Here is an 18,254-nt window from a genome sequence, read left to right as displayed (position 1 = left end):
GTGCATCAAGGGCTAAGGAAAGCAGTGGTCACGAAAGCGAAAGTGAGTCTCATGATAGAAAGGATTCAACGATGTTTAACGAACTCTTTGCTGCACTGGAAACCATATTAAGCGTTCAGCACATCACCTTTATGTTAGGTGGTGTATTGCTGGGTCTCGCGATTGGTATCTTTCCGGGGCTTGGCGGTATTGCAGGCTTATCATTACTGCTGCCGTTCTTGTATGGCATGGACCCAATTTCAGCCTTGGCGATGCTTATCGGCTTGGTTGCGGTTATTCCCACTTCCGATACATTCACTTCCGTATTAATGGGGATCCCGGGCTCAAGTGGCTCGCAAGCAACCGTGCTTGATGGCTTCCCAATGGCGAAGAAAGGCGAGGCGGCTCGTGCGCTTTCTGCCGCGTTTACTTCATCGCTTTTCGGTGGTTTGTTCGGTGCGGTGATACTAACAGGGTTTGTGTTGATCGCTCGACCAGTGATCCTCGCTTTTGGTTCTGGTGAGTTGTTCATGCTGACCTTATTAGGTTTGAGCATGGTCGGTGCGTTGGCAGGTAAGAGCTTGGTAAAAGGTTTGTCGGCGTGTGGTATGGGTGTATTGCTTGGCAGTGTCGGTAGTGCCCCTGCAACTGGCGAATATCGAATGACCTTTGACAACTTCTACCTAATGGATGGCATTCCTCTGGTAGTCGTTGGCTTAGGTATTTTTGCGCTTCCTGAGATTATCGATCTGCTTCGTCAAAATAAGCCAATCGCCAATGCTAGTAAACTTGGCAAGGGTTGGTCTGCGGGCGTTCGTGACTTCTTGGAAAACAAATGGCTCGCAGTGCGTTGTAGTGTAATCGGCTGTATTGTTGGTGCACTTCCCGGCCTTGGTGGCAGTGTAGTGGACTGGATCGCTTATGGTCATGCGGTGCAAACGACTAAGAAAGATCCTGAATTCGGTAAAGGTGATGTGCGTGGTGTTATCGCACCTGAATCGTCGAACAATGCGAAAGAGGGTGGTGGCTTAGTCCCTACGCTGTTATTCGGTATTCCAGGTTCGGGTAGCATGGCAGTATTCCTTGGCGGCATGGTGTTGGTGGGTTTAGAACCAGGTCCTGCGATGGTCAGTACTGATCTCGATATTACTTATACTATCGTGTGGTCTTTGGCATTAGCGAACGTGTTTGGTGCGGGCGCTTGTATGCTGATTTCACCTTGGGTGGCTAGGCTGACCACGGTTCGTTACACCTTGCTTGCTCCATTCATGGTGATGGTGATTTGTTTCGCTGCATTCCAAGCAACACGCGACCTTGGCGACTTAGTCACGCTATTAAGTATCGGTACGCTGGGTGTGCTGATGAAGCGTTTCGACTGGCCTCGACCTGCGTTCTTGATTGGTTTTGTACTGGCCAACGGCATGGAGACCTACCTATACCAAGCGGTTCAGTTTGATGGTGCTGCATTCTTACTACGCCCGGGTGTGATGATTATTGGTGCGCTGACTGTCTTCTCTCTGTTCTTCATGTGGCGTCAAAGCGCGAAGAAGAACAAGCAAAGCGAAGCCCAAGACGCTTCGATTGAAACTGCTCAACCTTCAGTAAGAATCAGTTACCGCAAGCCTCAGGTTATCTTCGCTGCCTTGGTCAACATCGCGTTTATGTACGGCATTTACGATGGCTACCAACAGAGCTTTTTAGGTGGCGTGTTCACCATCATCATTGCCAGTATTATGTGGGTATTGTCTTCGGTGGTGCTATTCCAACTGCTGACCAAGCCAGAAGGCGATGCTGTCTACTTCGATAACGAGTATGAGCAAGGTTACGCCTTTGATACCAACAGCATCAGCATGATGCATTACCTGTACTGGTTGGGCGCGCTGATCCTTGGTTGTTACTTTGTCGGCTACGTGATTTCTATTAGCGCGTTCTTCTGCCTGTTCTTGATGAGTAAAGCAGGGTTGAGCTTGATACGTTCCGCATCGGTAACGGTTGCTGCGACAGGGTTCTTACTGGGTCTAACTCACCTAATGGTTTTGGATTTACCGATTGGCTTGTTGCAAGAGGCGGTTGATCTGCCTTGGCCGATTGGATAATGGAAGGAAAGTAATTATGACGATTCGAACTATTATTATGCCTTTTGCTTCTACGGCAAACTCCGCTGAAAGGTTAGAAGGTGCATTGAGTGTTGCTCGGTATTTTGGTGCGCACTTGGATGTATTGCACGCCCAAATTAGCCCGCAACAGTTAATGCCAGAAGAGCGCCAATTGCTACCAAGTAAATGGCTTAGCCGTATTGATCAATTGGTGAATAACTACGTTGCAGAAGATATGAACCAGTCTGAGCTTGAGTTCACCACCTTGTGCGACAAGCTCGAAGTGCCACTGTGCGACAGTGATAACTTAGTGATGAACGACGCCAATAAACTCGTGAGTGCCCAATGGCATAATCTAACGGGTTATCGAGCGGATGTAGTCTCTGAGCGCGGTAAGGTGTCTGACTTAATCATTATCCCTAAACCGCTCAATGGCAAAAGTAGCGTGAGTTTTGACGTGGCGATAGAACATGGCAGTCGCCCCATCTTACTGATGCCACGTGAGCAAAAAAGCTTTAACCCGGAATGCATTATGATTGCTTGGAATGGAGATGATCCAGGTGCGAGGGCTGTGAAAGCAGTGATGCCATTGCTTAGAAAAGCAAAAAACATCGTGGTGGTAACCAGTGAGCGTTCACTCAACAAAAAGCCTAATCAACAAGATTTAAAGCGCTATTTGGGGCTACATAATATCGAAGTGGAGTGTATTTCGTTTAAAGAGGGCAGAATAAAAACGCCTCAAGCGATCCTTGCTCATGCAGAGCAGTTTCATGCTGACTTGATAGTGGCTGGCGCTCTTGCTCATAAGAAGATGCATCAACAGATGCTGGGTGGCGTTACCAGAAGATTATTGAGTAAAACCAACGTGCCTCTGTTCATGGTGAGTTGATTGAATGACCTGAGATTTCATCGAAGTTTAATTGCTGTCATGTCAGGCGCATGACAGCTTAGATTGTTAGAGTAAACTCATGGGCTAACTGATATTTGACCCGTCCGTCTATGCTTATGTGGTCATCGTATTTATTCTCCTTTTTACGATGACTGATTACCAGTTAGCCCCTTTTTATTTGAATGTATGCAGCTCTAAACCAGAGCTGCCACTTTTCCTTTCGCAACCAATTGATCTCGAACTGAGTCATACGCCCAGTTGAACGCAATCGCGTAAAGTACGAAGAAGATAACTAGGCCGATGTCCATGATCAGTACGGTTAGGAAGTCGAGTTGTAGAACCCACATCAAGACAGGTAGAGTCACTGTCATTAAGCCAAGCTCAAAACCTAATCCGTGCAGGATACGTGTTTTCGTGGTTCTTTTGCTTCGGTCTGCTCCGTAAATTTTGTCGTAGCCATAGTTGTAAACGTAGTTCCACGCCATCGCTATCAATGATATTGCGAGCGCTAAGCCTGCCATTTCGCCTGCGCCGTTTCCTGTAATATAGGTTGCAAGCCCCGCCATCAAAACCAAAGCAACCAATTCAAATAGCACCATGTGCAACATGCGTTCTTTATGTGACATTTTTCTAACTCTCTTTACGATTAAATAGCCGCCGATGGGCTAATGATTTGGCTAGATAATATCTACTTAAGTGATAATATAAAGATAGTTAGTATCATATTCAGTGATAGTAAGTTTTGGGAGAAACCAAATGTACAACATTGAACAGCTGAAAATGTTTGTGTATGCCGTTGAATTAGGGTCATTTTCTGCCAGTGCTCGTCATTTGGGTAAGGTGCAGTCGGCGGTGAGCCAAGGCATCAGTAATCTTGAAATAGATTTTAATGTTGAGCTTTTTGATCGTTCGACTCGAAAGCCTTCATTAACCAAAGCGGGCGAGCAGTTATTTAAACAGGTGAAAGCGATCGTACTTCAGGTTGAAGATCTTAATGTAACGGTTAACGCGATGGGTAGCGGTGAAGAGGGGCTCATCAAAATTGCATTAGATGATTCATTGCTGGTTCCGAACCTATCTAAGATCCTTAGTCAGTTCAGTCAACAATTCCCTGCGACCGAAGTTGAACTGGTTGCGTGTACCACGACAGAGGTCAATCCGTTGATTATCGAAGAGAGGGCCGACATTGGATTGATGTTTACCAACTTGGCTTTTGATGTCGGCTCTGAGCCTTGCTTTATCGGTCACTTACCGTTTATTGCTGTGTGTCATCCAAGTCATTCGCTCGCAAAAACAGGTGTGGCGAAACTCTCTGATTTACTGCCGCATCGTCAGTTAATGTTGAGGGGAGACAAAGGTAAGGTGATGGATCAGTTTCCGCTGATTGCCGGAAAGGTATGGTGGTCAAACAGCTTTATTGTTATCAAAGAGATGGTGCTCGGCAGCGATATTGGGTGGGCATACTTACCGAAACACCTTGTTGAAGAAGAGCTTATTAAACAGCGCTTGGTAGAGGTGAATGTGTCATTTGACCATAAAACTTGGTCGCCTCCGGTTGATCTTGTTCTGTCTAAAACACGCTCAAAAGGTCCTGCATTACTTTGGCTTGAACAAGCATTGAAAGGCCTATTAGACGAAACTGAATAAAGAAAAGGCTCACCGTTTAACGTGTGAGCCTTTCTGTTCAAAGTGATGCTGCTTTTTGTTAGTTCTAGTTCTAGGTGTAGACGTAGATGCTATACGCTAGGTTTAACCGTCTGACCGTTGTAGTACTTGTCTTTCATCTTAAGCGCCACGTTCACAAGGTAAATCAGCACAGGGACTTCAATCAATGGACCGATAACGCCTGCAAACGCTTGGTCTGAGTTGATACCGAATACTGAGATAGCCACGGCAATCGCTAGCTCGAAGTTGTTACCTGTTGCTGTAAATGCAATTGATGCGTTCTTGTCGTACTCGATGCCCATCTTTTTACCGATGAAGAAACTGATGAAGAACATCGCAGTGAAGTAGATAGTCAGTGGAACCGCAATTAATAGAACGTCCATTGGCAGTTCAACAATCATTTCACCTTTCAGGCTGAACATCAGAACGATGGTTGCCAGTAGTGCAATCAGTGTGATTGGAGAGATGCGTGGAATAAATACGTCGTTGTACCACTGCTCGCCTTTCATCGACACAAGGATCTTACGGCTTAGGAAGCCCGCTAGGAATGGGATACCTAGGTAGATAAGTACACTGTGTGCAATGTCGATCATCGAGATATCAACCAACATGCCTTCGTAACCAAATACTGGTGGAAGAACGCTGATGAACAACCACGCCATAAAGCTGTAGCTCACCACTTGGAATGCACTGTTTAGAGCAACCAATGCCGCGCCGTACTCTTTGTTACCGCCGCCGATGTCGTTCCAAACCAGAACCATCGCCACACAACGAGCAAGACCAATCAGAATCACCCCAACCATGTAACCTGGGTGGTCTCCCAAGAAAGTTAGTGCCAATACAAACATCAGAATTGGACCAACGATCCAGTTCATGATCAAAGAGAGCTTAATGGCTTTCTTATCTTTTACCACAGTGCCTAGCAGGTTGTAGTTAACCTTAGCCAGAGGTGGGTACATCATTAAGATAAGGCCAACCGCAAGCGGAATGTTAGTGGTGCCAACAGACATTGAATCGTTCCACTGTTCGATCTGTGGGAATAGGGTGCCGAGTAGTACACCAAGGCCCATGGCAATAAAAATCCACAGTGTTAAGTAGCGATCTAGAAAACCTAACTTTGGTTTCATGATAATCTCTCTTAGTTGATATCGTAAATCGTCGAAAAACGATTGGTTGTGGCAAAAAAACACGCTTAAAAGTAAAGGCTATCAAAGCCGATCATTCAAGCGTGAACTTCTATTTTAAAATGCTGTTAAATATCGATTCGAAGCGTTGAATATTGTCGCGGTCGATGCGGTAACACATCTTCGGCGGAATCGACTCAGCCGTAATAAAACCTGAGGCTTTCAATATTCTTAAGTGCTCTGATACCGTTGATTGAGCTAAACCCAATTCACTCACCAGATCACTGTTCAAGCAGCCGCCCGATTTTTCTAACGTGGAAAGGATACTCAATATACGTATTCTTGCTGGGTGAGCGAGTGCTTTCGCCAGTGCGGCCATTTGCTTTTCTGCTTTAGCATCACCGTGTTCGATGGGCAGAGAACAGCCACCAGATGTCGAGCAAGTTGAGTTCATATTGACGTCTCACTTTCATTAATCGTTAAAAGACGATTAATGATAAGCCTATTTTAAATAGGGGTCAATGCTCACTGTCTATTTGAACGAACTTTAAGGTGGCGATTCAGGGACTATGGTTGAACTCTGCTTTGACTCAGCTACGCAAAATGGCGTGAACATCGATTAAACGCCATTTTGCTCGGTTATCCGCTAGTTAAGAACGGTATAGCCTCGGTTGATCATACAGTTACGATTCACTTGAAACTTCTGCTGCTCAGATAGCTCGGCGGATTGTCTTTTTTGAGCACCGTGCTTTAAAGCGCCGCTGATAATACCGATGCCAGCACCAATTTTTGCACCATCATGACCACTCCCGCCAGAGACGGCTCCACCAACCGCACCCAGCGCTGCACCCTTAGCGGTTGAACCGACAATATCGCTGCCAAGAGAATCGACCTCTTCAGGCTTCACTTGTTGAGCGTATTGCTCACATTCATACAGATCGGCGTGATACTGTGTTTCATCAACACCTTTAGTATCGACAATGATTTGATTAGCAAATACTGAACTTGATGCTACAAGCAATATCGCTGCGATTGGAGAGAATGGAAATTTCACAATATAGACCTCTAGAGTATTCATTGCATTGTTAAAGTGACGTGTAGTTCTCGATGAAATCAAGGCGCCGATCGGTGTACTCACCAGAATCCAACATCTTAGATAACCCGCGAAGCGTGTTGTAAGGCTGAGAAACGGCCACCATGTTAATGAGCCAATACGGAATATCGCCACCTGGATCACTCAATACTCGATAAGAGATATGGGTGGTGTTTTCGTCGATTGGTGTCAGGATCCAACTCGCCTCTAATTCAGCCACTCTGATGATTTTTTTATTATTGTTTGGCAGGTAATCAGGCCTACCATGCTGATCAATGGTGACAACCATCGTCTCTGGATCTTGAGTGATGACGTTCTCTACGATAGCTTCACGATCGGCAACTGGCCAAGGTGCCTTGGTATAGGTTTTGGTGATCGTGTGCGCCGCACTAAAATGCTCTATTTCTTCCATGTCATCGATGTTTTCTACCCATTGCGTGCCAACAGAGGTATCGATAAAGAGTGCGATAATAGAAGTGAGGGACGCGTTGATGTCGCCTTCTGCTCGAAATTCTTTAAAGTGACTGCCTTCAATTTTACGGTTATAAACCTCGATGCCTTTTTTATCGCGTGCCAGTGACCAGCCATCGGTGTCTGATGCAAACACCGAAACTGAACAAGCAAGAAGAAGCAAAGTAATAATCTTATTCATCATGTTAATGAGCGCCCTTTCCAGCTGATTTTATTGGTTTTAGATAAGCGGTAACTGTTCAGCACGAGTAGGCTTTGAACACAAATACCGAAGGGTACGGTTAACGCAAATTTTGCGGGAACAAACAGTTCCTTAACCAAAATGAAGTAGGTGACGATCGACACCAAGAGCATCACAGAGCTGACAATGAGCGAATAAGCATGAATGGCAGACATGTCACTGATGAAGGCGTTCGCCGATACCAGCATCAAAAGCGGTCCCGCCCATGCGATGATGTTGGCTTTGATGAAGACTTTTAAAGCTTGTGCTTGCGATTGACAATTCACAATAAGATTCATGTTTTTGGAAAAGCCAGCCCAGATTGAGTTGAAGTCTGAATACATGTGCGTACTCATTAGTTTGTCTGCAAATGCCCAGAAAATCTTAAATCCATTGACCTTCATGACTTTTGCAAAGGCAATGTCTTCCGATATCGCGTTTGCTACTGCGGCGTGTCCACCGACTGCGTCGTAGGATTTTCGGGTAAACAACATCGCCTGACCGTTAGCAATCGCTTCTTCCTTAGTCATGTCGTTCGAGTTTTTAAAGTTCATATAAGATGCGATCGATAGAAAGATGCCCGGCAAGGTCGCTTTTTCTGCCACAGACGCAAAAGTTTGTTTTGGATTAAACGATAAGAGATCAGTTTTTTGTTGGATAGCAAAGTCGATAACGCTCTGTAGCATCGCGGGTGCTGAATCGGTATCTGCATCAATGAAATACACATATTCACCGCTCGCGTTGAGTGCGCCAGCCATACATGCATTGCTCTTACCAAGCCATCCGGTCGGTAACGTTCTACCTGAAATACAGCGCGCGTTAACGTCGAACTTACTGATCAATGCTTCTACTTTTGCACGGGTTGAGTCAGTAGAAAAGTCATCAACAACAATGACTTCAAACTTGTCTTTTGGGTAGCTCTGCTTCAATAGAGAGCCAAGGCTGATTTCAATATTGTCTTCTTCATTTCGCGCAGGAATAATGACGGAAACAGTCGGCCACTCAGTTCTTTTGAACGATATTTTAGGTTCAATGTGAATACGATGGCGCTCTAAGTTCGCAAGTGTGATTAGAAACTTGACGGTAACGATGCAAAGCAAGGTCGTAATAATAGCTAAAATCATAATGACTGTGGTCGGAATAAAGTGATGGAGAGACAGGAAAGAATATAGTGGAGTGTGACCTAACGCACATCTTGTATGTAGGACTTAACCCTTCAAACTGGAATGCGCTTCTGTTAGCGTTTGCCTTGGAAAGATGTGAAACAGTGACTGACAGGCGGTAAAATAAGCATTGTATTCACCAGCGACTCTAGCGATATAATCGAACCCAGAACCGTTACTCAAGATAACGAATGATCATAATCCAATAATAGGTACGCCCGACATGCCCCAACAAAATATCAAATTTATCGCGACTGATATGGATGGCACCTTACTCGATGAGCATGGAAAGCTCGACCCTGAGTTTTTCAATCTTTATGAGCGCTTAGAAGCGCAAGATATTATTTTTGCTGCCGCGTCTGGCCGCCAGTATTACAGCTTGCTAGAAACATTTTCCCCGCTTAAAGATCGCATGATGTTTATTGCTGAAAACGGCACATTAGTGATGCACAAAGGCCAAGAACTTTACAGCTGCTTGCTTGATACCGATGCCATTAAAGAGATCATTAAAGAAGCTCGAGCTATTGAAGGCGCGCATGTGGTGCTATGCGGTAAGAAATCGGCATACATCGAAACCAAAGATGAGCGTGCTCTGGCGGAGATCTCTAAGTACTACCATCGCCGTGAGCAAGTAGAAGACTTACTGGCGGTAGAAGACGATTTCATCAAGGTGGCTATCTGTCACTTCGACGGTTCACAAGAGAAAGTGAACCCAACTATTGATGCCAAATTCGGTGAGAACTACCAAGTGGTTGTAAGCGCAAAAATTTGGTTAGATGTGATGAACGCTGAAGCGTCAAAAGGTGCGGCGATTAAACATCTACAGAACACATTAGGTTTCACTTACGAGCAGACCATGAGCTTTGGTGATTACCTAAATGACTTGGAAATGCTTAAAGAGAGCTACCACTCTTACGCGATGGAAAACGCGCATCCAAAGTTAAAAGAGATCGCGCGTTTTGGCGCGCCAAGTAACGTTGACGCGGGTGTGTTCCAAGTACTTGAGAAGTTGCTAGCGTAACGCTCTTAAGCTAGATTCGATTTTTATCAAAGCCAACTCGTGAAAATGAGTTGGCTTTTTTGTTGGCTGCTGTTGTATTGAGTTAAAATTGAACGAGTGTTCAGCTTGTTGTAGTCTAACCAGAAAGATGGGTATTCACTTTGAATTGGATACGCCTTAGTAACGATATTTGGAATGATTATGAGCAAGAAACTTCAACTTGATATTATTTCTGACGTAATGTGCCCGTGGTGCGTAGTCGGTTACAAAAACTTAGAGCTAGCCGTTGCGGAACTTGGTTTAGAAGACCAGATTGAACTTGAATGGCAGCCGTTTGAGCTTAACCCTGACATGCCGCAAGAGGGCGAAAACCTGCGTGCCCATATCATGAGAAAATACGGTTCTAGCGCAGAAGAGAGCCAACGTTCACGAGAACAGCTTTCGGCTCGCGGCCAAGCGGTTGGTTTCGATTTCAATTTCTATGACAGTATGAGAATGGTCAATTCACGTCATCTACATGTACTTCTCGATTTTGCACTAGCGCACGGCAAACAGACTGAGTTAAAGCTACGCTTCTTTGCTGCTCACTTCACAGAGCAAAAAGACCTGTCCGATCTTGAAGTCATTGCACAAGAGCTTGAAGCGGTTGGCTTAGACTCAACGAAGGCACTAAAGCGTCTAAAGAACACCGACAACTTGAAGCAAATTGAAGCGCAAGAGTTTGAATGGCAACGCATGGGGATCTCTGCGGTTCCTACTGTGGTGTTCAACCGTAAGAGTGCAGTAACGGGCGCGCAGACGGTAGAAACCTACAAGCAGATTCTTCAAGAGCTTATTGCTGAATCATAAACGGATCATTGCTATCAATTAGAGTCTGAATTTCATGGAATCACTGTCACTCGCTCAAGCGCAAAAACTGGTATTGCTTTCGCAAAAGCTGCCGCCTAAGAAGTTGCCACCTAAAAAGCAACGCAATGGGGGCGCTTTGGCGAACACGTTGTCTGCGATTGAAAACCTTGGCTATGTGCAAATTGATACCATCTCTGTGATTCAGCGAGCTCACCACCACACGCTTTGGAATCGCAATCAAGATTACCAACTGAACCATGTTGATAAGCTGTTAGAGCGTCGAGAAGTATTTGAGTATTGGTCGCATGCCGCCGCGTATTTACCCATGCGTGACTTCCGATTCAGCCTACACCGCAAGAATGGCTTTGCGAGCGGTAAGCTCAAGCATTGGTATAAAAAGAATGACGCACTGATGGCTCATGTTCTCAAACGTATTGAGAATGAAGGGCCGTTGATGGCGAAAGATTTTGAAGGGGATAGGCCAAACCCCGGCGGTTGGGGCGGTAAACCGGCCAAGCAAGCATTAGAAACATTGTTCATGCAAGGCGACTTAATGGTGCCAAGCCGAGTTAACTTTCATAAGGTGTATGACCTAACCGAGCGAGTTTTACCGAGCGGAATTGATACCTCTGAGCCGACAGAACAAAAGTACATCGAGCATCTGATAACACGTTATTTAGAGGCTAACGGAGTTGGAATAGCGTCGGAAATGAGCTACCTACTCAAGAACACAAAGCCTTTGATTCAGAGAGCACTCCAACAGATGCTTGAAGATAAGCAGGTTCTGAAAGTAGATATTCAAGGCTCTGATTACTATGTCCTGCCAGGTGCTTTTGAACTGCTGAATCAACCTCTTTCCAGAACCAAGCTTAAGATACTGTCTCCGTTTGATAACCTGCTGATTCAACGAAAGCGAATGCAATCATTGTTCAACTTTGATTACCTCCTAGAATGCTATGTTCCAGAGGCCAAGCGTCAGTTTGGTTATTTTAGCTTACCGATTCTGTGGCAAGGTGAGCTGGTGGCACGAATGGATTGCAAGGTCGACAGGAAGAGTGGTTTGCTCAATATCTGTAACTTGGTTGTGGAAGAGCGAATTAAAAACCATGAGTTGTTGGTTCATGCTTTATGCGATGAACTAAAACACTTCATGGTGTTCAACCAATGTGATGAGATGATCGTCCATAACACCACGCCCTCTGATCTTGGCAAGCGCTTGATGAGCCAATGGCAAACAGTCTAGCGGTCTTTGTTGTTTAGAAAGCGCTTAGTTACTCAGCAAACGCAGCTAACAAGAACTCGACAAAGGTTCTGTTCTTCAACGACAGTTGCTTGGTTTTGTAGAGCAAGTGAATCGGCTTTGGTAACGGCGCCATGCCGGGTAGGATTTCCAACAGCGCTCCACGATCAATCTCTTCTGCGACTAAGATAGTCGGTTGCAACAACACGCCCACACCCTGCAGGGCGGCATACCGCAACACATCACCATTATTCGACATCAAGCGCACACGTTCTTTATTCGGTGTGGCGTGAGGAGCTTGGCTGCTGTAACTGAATCCAAGCGATGGGTGCTGCGTCAAGTCTTCCAATACTCTGATTTCAGCATGTTGGTTTAGGTAAGCGGGCGCCGCGCAGTAACACATCTCATAATCCCCTAAATACCTTGCGACCAAGCTTGAATCGGATAGGTCACCAATTCGCACAATCAGGTCAATGTCAGATGAATAAGGATCAACAAGGTCATTATTCAACATCAGCTCGACGTTTATGGTTGGGTGATGTGCGAGGAACTTAGCCACAATAGGGGCAATCACCTTGTTCCCATAAGTGACTGGGCAGTTAATTTTTACTGTGCCTTGAGGTTGATTTTCTAAGGTTTGAATGAGGTTTTCGGCATTGCTGATATCTTCGAGAATTCGCTTACATTCTCGATAGTAAAGCTGCCCTGAATCGGTTAAAGACTGCTTACGCGTAGTACGATGAATCAGTTGAGAGTTGAGGCTCGCTTCAAGGTGATGGACATGTTTACTGATCATGGTCGCCGACAGGTTGAAGTGGTTGGCGGCGCTGCGAAAGCTGCCTTGTTCCACTACGTAAACGAAGACCTTCATGCTGGTTAACTTATCCATTAAACACTCTTGGTTGATAAACAATAAACAAAAGGTAAGTTTATCAATTATTAGGGGTTAATTATATTAATGGCAAACTGATAATTAACTAAAATAAGAGCGTGAAATGCCTCAATCGAATGAAATCATCTTTGTCACTGCCGAACTTAAGATCAAAACCAACATTGAACGTGAGGCTGCAGTTGAAGCTATCGAACAGTTTTGTTTAGACATGCAGAGTGAGCCGGGCTGCCTACAAGCGATAGCAACCTATGATCAAGACCAAAGTGATCTTGCTAGAGCAATACGTTAACCGTGAAGCGATCAATCAGCACTTTGGAATGCCTCATACTCAAGCGTTTATTGAGCGTGATATAACGGAATTAGTACAAGCATTTGAAACTCATAAGAAGGAGATCTAAGCCATGAAATGGGGAATCCTAGGAACCAGCTTTATCTCAGGCGTAATGGCGGATGCGATTAAAGGCGATGCTCAAAGCGAGCTATATGCTGTCGCTGGTCGTACTGAAAAAACACTTAACGAGTTTGCAGCCCAATACCAACCAACACGAACCTTCAACAGCTATGAAGCTCTGATTGAAGATGAGTCAGTCGACATTATCTACATCGCTCTACCAAATCACGTTCACCACGAATACGTGATTAAAGCGGCTCAAAAAGGCAAAGCGATCCTGTGTGAAAAATCGTTATCGGTTGATATGGAAAAAACCGAGCAAGCTCTGCGAGCGGTAAAAGCATCTGGCGTGTTCTTCGCAGAAGGTTTGATGTATCTAAATCACCCGCTTATCGCTAAGCTTCATCAAGAATTAGCGACAGGTGAGATTGGCGAAGTGCGCTCAATTCAGGGTTCATACGTTGCTGCGATTGACCAGTTCGTTAACCCTGCGAGCAAAGGCGCGTTGTACAACTTAGGTTGTTACCCAATGTCACTGATTCACTCTGTCGCGCAACACCAGTTTGGTGAGAGTGTGTTTGATGACGTGCAGATTTCAGCCATTGGCCGACGTGGTCAAGATGGTAACATCTGCGAGTCATCGGCGATGATGCGCTTCAACGACCACTTCACAGCGCAAATCCATACTGCAGAAGACCACGGTTTAAAGCATGGCTTTACGATTTTAGGCAGTAAAGGCTGTATCATTCTCGACACCAACCCATGGTTACCGACCGAAGACAACACATTCACGGTTGAGATCTACGAAACATCGACACGTGAAGTAAAAGTCGAAGCGCAAGGCGATGGCTTCCATTATCAAGCGCGCAATATCCGCCAAGCAGTTGAGCGAGGTGACACACAACTTGCAGCACCCATGGCGACTCATCAAGACTCTCGCGTAATCATGAAGTTACTGACGGATTGGGAACAAGCGGCGAGCTAGTTTCTTTGCTAATTCCTGTACACGCCTCATACTTGGTAGCTTCGTAAGCTATCAAGCATGAGGTGTTTCTCTAATCCTTCTCGCCCATTATCCTCAATAAATACTTTGCATTTGAAACAGTCGCAGTGTCCAATATCGGTTGAGACTAGATTGATCGAAAAACCTTATTTTTTAAGATGTTAAATAGGAAGTTTGCTGTATGCGTAAATCAGATAAGAAGATCGAAAATCAGATCAGAGACGTGCTAACTGACGTTTGTGAAGACACGCTAAAAGGCTTCGATGGTTTTTTGTGGGTGACTCACTCGGTCAACTTCTCTTCATTTCCGCAAAGTTTGAAAATCGTCTGTGTATTCGATACCAATCAGGATAGAGCGAATTTCTTAAATGGCGAAGGTCAACAGAGTGTCTCTGAGTCTATTCAACAAGCGTTCAATCAAGTTGGAATTCAACTGAAGAATATCGATAAGCATGTTAGCTACGATACGCAAGAAAATTGCGATCGCGACCATCAAGGGAAGTGGAACAAGAGGCTTTAAGGAGCGTTGTCATCGTTCTTGTTTAGACAGCCTATCCAAATTGAGTTTCAATAGTGTGGCGCTCAAACTGAGATTCGATACAGCAAATCCAAGTCCTATTCTGAGTTCTAGGCTCTGATAACTTCTCATCTTCCAAACCGTATTATTCTCATTTTGAGAAAATCTGAGCTGATTTCTCGTTAGCCGGAGATACTTGGTTTCCAAATAAAATTAAAATCACAAAAACTTATATTTTCCTTAATGCATTGATTTTGAATCGGCATTTGCTCGTTTTACTTGCCACCGATGAAACAAGACAGACGAGCACTTGAACAATAGAGCCATGTAGTCGATACTTTTTTCGTATTTTGATTCCTAAATTGACACGTAAGTTGGCTGACTTTTCGTTTTGTGATTTAAGGCATGACAGTATCGATTAGGAAATTTGAATCATGAAAACCTACATTTCTGGGCTGCTCGCACTCATACCGTCATGTTTAATCGCTGGCTACGCTTTTGCTGTTGGTACAGCAGTTGTGCTGCCAGGGCAACATGAAGCGGGTGTTGATCTTTCGGGCTCCCCACTATCTACGAATGCCGTCATTGATTGGGAAATTTCCAACAGTGATATTGTGTTCGGAGCTTATGCCGACAAAGCCGACAATGAGCGGGCCACGACAATTGGTTATATGTACAACCAAGTCATGGCGATGAACTCGGGTTGGTTGGAGAACGATCTCCGTAACCAAGCTGAGTTAGAAGGCCTCAATTTCGAAGACTATTTCCTGCACTTTTCTGAAGATACTGTCATTGCCGAAGTTGATAAAACTCATGGCGAAAAGACCCTTTTAAACCGAAAACCTATGATCTTGGGTTATACAGCCAGTGAAGACCATGCTGGTTTTTGGTTGTATCAAGAGCCTCCGTGGGATGCCGATGTGTTTGAGAATTTCGAACAGGGTGGGGCTTTGTATGTCTATCATGCTGAACAGTTCGAACGGCTGACCTTTAAGTTCTCACAGTTTGCTGGCAGCGGTGAATTTTGGATTGAATACCCAACTGCTATTGATTCTCAGGGTAGGGTTTCACAATGGGAAAGGCTTGATGTAAAGAAAGACAAAACGCTCAATATGACCAAAAACCAATCGGTGATCTGGAACCTTCCGGATAACTGGTTAAGAGCTACAACTCATGATGGGAGCGGTGCGAGTTATGGCGGCGGCCAGTATTTTGGTTCAACCTTTTTGAGAGATGGTGGGCGCTTATACGTTGTGAGAGTTCGTTGGCAAAGTGAGAATGCCGACGACAGGCCGCGTTTAAAAGAAGTAAAACTCAAAAACAGTTTTCCAACCGTCAAGTTAACCGATGCTCCGACTTCAACCCCGGACGGCAATGCTATCAGCCAATGGCGAAAAATCCGTGGTTTTGATGTGTCTGCAGACCTAGATGGTGATAACTACTTGTCGCCAAGCGAGTATCGAAATCGAACCAATAAGAACGCGACAGCACGTTTTCGTTGGGAATCAAGAGTGGTGCCATTTGGTCGAATGTGGAGCGCTAACTCATCTTGGTCGCTAACGAACGTCGCAAACGCGGATTATCTATCTGCTATTCATCGCTACTACAAGCAAAGCTGGGCAAGACAAGGTTTGAATGGTGCGTACAACGACGACACAAATAAACTCATTGGCTCGAACCAGTTCTATGTTCACTCTGGCGGGCATGTTCAAGAGTTAGGAGTTGTTGCGGGTTCGAATCAAGCGGATGATCTCTACAAGCAACAATTTTCAGCGTTTCTGAAAAATCTATCTGCTTTAGAAAGTGATGCGTCGATTGGGTTGAATATCGGAACCGCGAACTTACTGGGTCGAAATGGACAGTCTCATCTTAGCGAGGCGGGCTCTCTGTATTTACGCGAGCACTACATTTTTCCGTCTACTGGGTTTAGTGGTTACTCGGGGATCTCAAAATTCTGGGATAATTCTGCGCTCGCCTACAATGGGCAAAGTGTTATTTTTCAGGCGACAACGCGTTATGGGCGAGTTCAGTATCTTGGAAATAGTGAAGATAATTGGAAGCAAGACCAATACTCGACCCTAGCGATCTACCACCTCAATCGACACGCTCAACATAGCTACTTTAATCAGTGGAACAATGGTTACGTCTATGGAAGTGGCAATACGACGGCTGAGATTTTCTGGCAAAGTGGTGTCCCTAAAAACATCGCCTACCAACCAAGTTCGTTATTGGCTGTTGATTTGGGAGAGCCGAGTCATCAAATCCCACAAGGCTTTACGCCGATTCCTTTGATGCTTTCGACAACGACACCTCAGCCTGCTGACTACACCATCGTTGGCGATTCCTCGATGAACGAAATGGTGCATGCTGATCTGCCCAATGGTATCACTCACGTTCTACCGACGTTCACGTACTTTATGTATCAATCTGAAAATCAGGTGGTTGCTGGTGGCCCTGAGGACATGGTGTTAGCGAGAGAGTTCAGCAATGGTCGTGTGTTGTATCGCACGGATTTCCACGGTAAGAATCCGAGCTTTTATGACGCGGCAAAACTCACCATCGCGCTGGATGTTCCAATGAAACCTGTTGATGCCAACGGTAACGTTGGTGACTATGTGAGTGAAATCGAAATTGGCGGTTATGAAGGGCTGTTCTTACTTTATTAGAACCAATGTGAGTGAGTACTCTCGAACCAGAGCAGACTTGAGCTTAGGTTCGGGATATTAGCTTATTCTTTTTACACTGCTTAAACTCTTTGGCGATCCACGATTGCTCGTTTAAACCATTGTCGATTAAAGCAAAAAGGTAGCCATCGACTTTGCTTGAAGCCGCAGGATATTCTTGAAAAGCGTGCTTAGGGTAGCCGGGGTAATCTGTCTCGTATTGAGCGTCTAACTGCTTACCGAGTTGACGCCATTTTACAAATAACTCAGAAGAAGATGTCTCAACCTTATATTGGCCTAAAATGCGTTGGTGGTGGGTTAACGCCACTTTAGCGCAGTGATTGGTCTGTACGACTTTTTGTATCAACTCAACTTGTTCTTCACTCATGGTTTTCGCCAGTACATTCTCTTGTTCGATACGCGCCATTCGCTCACCAAACGTTTCAGCATGGATGGGAAACACAAAAGTAAGCGGTAAAGCCAATACCAAAAGACGCTTGTAGAACATAACCAAACTCGTTAGAAGGATTCGCGGCTATTATGCCGCCCGCCGCCAATATTATTAATGAATATAAACGCTTAATTGTAAGAATTATTTTTATCGAGTGGATTAATAAATGCTTTCTGTTTTCTTTTATTCGCTAGGCGAATGGTTTGCTTGTTCCGCTGGAATAACGGCTCTCTCCGATCTTAATTTAATCGGAATATGAGCGGTTAGAGATGTTGGATATCGATCGAGTGGTAAGGAAAGCCGATCGCTTTAGCGGCGTTCAACAAAGCTTGTTGAGTCTTGAATACTCTGGGTTGCATTTTTCTGTCGGATTCAAGAAAGCTGTTTACTCCCCACTTATGACTTTTGACCATTAAGTAATAACCATTAGCTCCAGGGGACACGACACCAATTGCTGCTTTCAGGTCGCCACGACTGAAATGTTTTTTGAACTCACGTAATACCATATCAACATCCTTATTCGATGATAAAAAAAGGTTCATCGCGGA

General features: G+C 45.0%; 18 protein-coding genes and 1 pseudogene. 10 read left to right on the top strand and 9 right to left on the bottom strand.

All coding sequences use genetic code 11. The features are described 5' to 3' along the window. Window positions 1–71: 71 nt before the first annotated feature. A complete protein-coding gene (locus tag AB4154_RS15105) occupies window positions 72–2,075 on the top strand; it encodes a tripartite tricarboxylate transporter permease (protein ID WP_135383584.1) in 2,004 nt (667 codons plus the stop codon). Between the two features lie 16 nt (window positions 2,076–2,091). Beyond that, window positions 2,092–2,964: a universal stress protein gene (locus tag AB4154_RS15100; RefSeq protein WP_136973632.1), complete on the top strand. Its 873-nt coding sequence runs from the start codon at window positions 2,092–2,094 to the stop codon at window positions 2,962–2,964. A gap of 194 nt (window positions 2,965–3,158) precedes the next feature. Here the strand turns inward: AB4154_RS15100 and AB4154_RS15095 are convergent, their stop codons facing one another. Next, on the bottom strand, window positions 3,159–3,590 hold the full coding sequence (locus AB4154_RS15095) for a PACE efflux transporter (RefSeq protein ID WP_017064018.1): 432 nt from the start codon (window positions 3,588–3,590) through the stop codon (window positions 3,159–3,161). A 130-nt stretch (window positions 3,591–3,720) separates the two neighbouring features. On the opposite strand from AB4154_RS15095, the gene AB4154_RS15090 reads away from it, so the two are divergent. Then, window positions 3,721–4,611, top strand: coding sequence for a LysR family transcriptional regulator (locus AB4154_RS15090; protein ID WP_372123426.1), 891 nt, complete (start codon window positions 3,721–3,723; stop codon window positions 4,609–4,611). A gap of 89 nt (window positions 4,612–4,700) precedes the next feature. Here AB4154_RS15090 and arsB read toward each other — a convergent pair whose 3' ends face one another. The 5 genes from arsB to AB4154_RS15065 all read right to left on the bottom strand — a co-directional run bounded on the left by arsB (window position 4,701) and on the right by AB4154_RS15065 (window position 8,661). Next, window positions 4,701–5,756 carry an ACR3 family arsenite efflux transporter gene (gene arsB, locus AB4154_RS15085; protein ID WP_102320692.1) on the bottom strand — a complete coding sequence of 352 codons (1,056 nt, stop codon included), beginning with the start codon at window positions 5,754–5,756 and terminating at the stop codon, window positions 4,701–4,703. Between the two features lie 109 nt (window positions 5,757–5,865). Continuing rightward, entirely contained in the window at window positions 5,866–6,207 is a 342-nt protein-coding gene (locus AB4154_RS15080; protein ID WP_017064015.1) for a helix-turn-helix transcriptional regulator, read from the bottom strand. A 192-nt stretch (window positions 6,208–6,399) separates the two neighbouring features. Continuing rightward, window positions 6,400–6,807: a glycine zipper family protein gene (locus tag AB4154_RS15075; protein WP_029235181.1), complete on the bottom strand. Its 408-nt coding sequence runs from the start codon at window positions 6,805–6,807 to the stop codon at window positions 6,400–6,402. A gap of 31 nt (window positions 6,808–6,838) precedes the next feature. Beyond that, the gene (locus AB4154_RS15070) at window positions 6,839–7,501 is read right to left on the bottom strand and encodes an START domain-containing protein (protein ID WP_065583761.1); all 663 of its coding nucleotides are present in this window, start codon (window positions 7,499–7,501) and stop codon (window positions 6,839–6,841) included. Beyond that, a complete protein-coding gene (locus tag AB4154_RS15065; RefSeq protein ID WP_017064013.1) occupies window positions 7,498–8,661 on the bottom strand; it encodes a glycosyltransferase family 2 protein in 1,164 nt (387 codons plus the stop codon). Before AB4154_RS15065 ends, AB4154_RS15070 begins: the two co-directional genes overlap by 4 nt. Window positions 8,662–8,923: 262 nt before the next feature. Here AB4154_RS15065 and AB4154_RS15060 point away from each other — a divergent pair, with 262 nt between their 5' ends. The 3 genes from AB4154_RS15060 (at window position 8,924) to AB4154_RS15050 (ending at window position 11,792) form a co-directional block, all read left to right on the top strand. Then, window positions 8,924–9,721 carry a Cof-type HAD-IIB family hydrolase gene (locus AB4154_RS15060; RefSeq protein WP_017069716.1) on the top strand — a complete coding sequence of 266 codons (798 nt, stop codon included), beginning with the start codon at window positions 8,924–8,926 and terminating at the stop codon, window positions 9,719–9,721. A 180-nt stretch (window positions 9,722–9,901) separates the two neighbouring features. Further along, window positions 9,902–10,549 (top strand): DsbA family oxidoreductase, encoded by a 648-nt coding sequence (locus AB4154_RS15055; RefSeq protein ID WP_017060931.1) that lies wholly within the window; start codon window positions 9,902–9,904, stop codon window positions 10,547–10,549. Window positions 10,550–10,583: 34 nt separating this feature from the next. Then, window positions 10,584–11,792, top strand: coding sequence for a winged helix-turn-helix domain-containing protein (locus tag AB4154_RS15050; protein ID WP_372123424.1), 1,209 nt, complete (start codon window positions 10,584–10,586; stop codon window positions 11,790–11,792). Window positions 11,793–11,820: 28 nt separating this feature from the next. On the opposite strand, the gene AB4154_RS15045 is transcribed toward AB4154_RS15050, so the two are convergent. Then, window positions 11,821–12,678, bottom strand: a complete 858-nt coding sequence (locus AB4154_RS15045; RefSeq protein WP_372123422.1) for a LysR substrate-binding domain-containing protein — start codon at window positions 12,676–12,678, stop codon at window positions 11,821–11,823. A gap of 106 nt (window positions 12,679–12,784) precedes the next feature. Here AB4154_RS15045 and AB4154_RS15040 point away from each other — a divergent pair. The 4 genes and pseudogenes from AB4154_RS15040 to AB4154_RS15025 all read left to right on the top strand — a co-directional run bounded on the left by AB4154_RS15040 (window position 12,785) and on the right by AB4154_RS15025 (window position 17,258). After that, window positions 12,785–13,079, top strand: a pseudogene (locus tag AB4154_RS15040) (putative quinol monooxygenase). Window positions 13,080–13,082: 3 nt separating this feature from the next. After that, on the top strand, window positions 13,083–14,057 hold the full coding sequence (locus AB4154_RS15035; RefSeq protein WP_372123421.1) for a Gfo/Idh/MocA family protein: 975 nt from the start codon (window positions 13,083–13,085) through the stop codon (window positions 14,055–14,057). Between the two features lie 199 nt (window positions 14,058–14,256). Then, window positions 14,257–14,595, top strand: a complete 339-nt coding sequence (locus AB4154_RS15030) for a Fis family transcriptional regulator (protein ID WP_372123419.1) — start codon at window positions 14,257–14,259, stop codon at window positions 14,593–14,595. Between the two features lie 431 nt (window positions 14,596–15,026). Continuing rightward, entirely contained in the window at window positions 15,027–17,258 is a 2,232-nt protein-coding gene (locus AB4154_RS15025; RefSeq protein WP_372123417.1) for a hypothetical protein, read from the top strand. A gap of 43 nt (window positions 17,259–17,301) precedes the next feature. Here the strand turns inward: AB4154_RS15025 and AB4154_RS15020 are convergent, their stop codons facing one another. Both AB4154_RS15020 and AB4154_RS15015 read right to left on the bottom strand, forming a co-directional pair. Then, window positions 17,302–17,763, bottom strand: a complete 462-nt coding sequence (locus tag AB4154_RS15020) for a hypothetical protein (RefSeq protein WP_017060924.1) — start codon at window positions 17,761–17,763, stop codon at window positions 17,302–17,304. A 206-nt stretch (window positions 17,764–17,969) separates the two neighbouring features. Continuing rightward, the gene (locus AB4154_RS15015; protein ID WP_017065673.1) at window positions 17,970–18,212 is read right to left on the bottom strand and encodes a hypothetical protein; all 243 of its coding nucleotides are present in this window, start codon (window positions 18,210–18,212) and stop codon (window positions 17,970–17,972) included. Window positions 18,213–18,254: the final 42 nt, after the last annotated feature.

This window comes from Vibrio sp. 10N.286.51.B11 (genome assembly GCF_041469245.1).
Taxonomy (GTDB): Bacteria; Pseudomonadota; Gammaproteobacteria; order Enterobacterales; family Vibrionaceae; genus Vibrio; species Vibrio crassostreae_C.
Note: the sequence above shows the minus strand (reverse complement) of the source record. Positions and strands in the feature narration are given on the sequence as shown.

Excerpts from the sequence above, each read along its gene's own strand:
- AB4154_RS15045 (WP_372123422.1), bottom strand. The coding sequence starts at position 12,678 with ATGGATAAGTTAACCAGCATGAAGGTCTTCGTTTACGTAGTGGAACAA.
- AB4154_RS15070 (WP_065583761.1), bottom strand. The coding sequence starts at position 7,501 with ATGATGAATAAGATTATTACTTTGCTTCTTCTTGCTTGTTCAGTTTCG.
- AB4154_RS15015 (WP_017065673.1), bottom strand. The coding sequence starts at position 18,212 with ATGGTATTACGTGAGTTCAAAAAACATTTCAGTCGTGGCGACCTGAAA.
- arsB (WP_102320692.1), bottom strand. The coding sequence starts at position 5,756 with ATGAAACCAAAGTTAGGTTTTCTAGATCGCTACTTAACACTGTGGATT.
- AB4154_RS15080 (WP_017064015.1), bottom strand. The coding sequence starts at position 6,207 with ATGAACTCAACTTGCTCGACATCTGGTGGCTGTTCTCTGCCCATCGAA.
- AB4154_RS15100 (WP_136973632.1), top strand. The coding sequence starts at position 2,092 with ATGACGATTCGAACTATTATTATGCCTTTTGCTTCTACGGCAAACTCC.
- AB4154_RS15060 (WP_017069716.1), top strand. The coding sequence starts at position 8,924 with ATGCCCCAACAAAATATCAAATTTATCGCGACTGATATGGATGGCACC.
- AB4154_RS15030 (WP_372123419.1), top strand. The coding sequence starts at position 14,257 with ATGCGTAAATCAGATAAGAAGATCGAAAATCAGATCAGAGACGTGCTA.
- AB4154_RS15055 (WP_017060931.1), top strand. The coding sequence starts at position 9,902 with ATGAGCAAGAAACTTCAACTTGATATTATTTCTGACGTAATGTGCCCG.
- AB4154_RS15105 (WP_135383584.1), top strand. The coding sequence starts at position 72 with ATGTTTAACGAACTCTTTGCTGCACTGGAAACCATATTAAGCGTTCAG.
- AB4154_RS15050 (WP_372123424.1), top strand. The coding sequence starts at position 10,584 with ATGGAATCACTGTCACTCGCTCAAGCGCAAAAACTGGTATTGCTTTCG.
- AB4154_RS15090 (WP_372123426.1), top strand. The coding sequence starts at position 3,721 with ATGTACAACATTGAACAGCTGAAAATGTTTGTGTATGCCGTTGAATTA.
- AB4154_RS15065 (WP_017064013.1), bottom strand. The coding sequence starts at position 8,661 with ATGATTTTAGCTATTATTACGACCTTGCTTTGCATCGTTACCGTCAAG.
- AB4154_RS15095 (WP_017064018.1), bottom strand. The coding sequence starts at position 3,590 with ATGTCACATAAAGAACGCATGTTGCACATGGTGCTATTTGAATTGGTT.
- AB4154_RS15025 (WP_372123417.1), top strand. The coding sequence starts at position 15,027 with ATGAAAACCTACATTTCTGGGCTGCTCGCACTCATACCGTCATGTTTA.
- AB4154_RS15035 (WP_372123421.1), top strand. The coding sequence starts at position 13,083 with ATGAAATGGGGAATCCTAGGAACCAGCTTTATCTCAGGCGTAATGGCG.
- AB4154_RS15020 (WP_017060924.1), bottom strand. The coding sequence starts at position 17,763 with ATGTTCTACAAGCGTCTTTTGGTATTGGCTTTACCGCTTACTTTTGTG.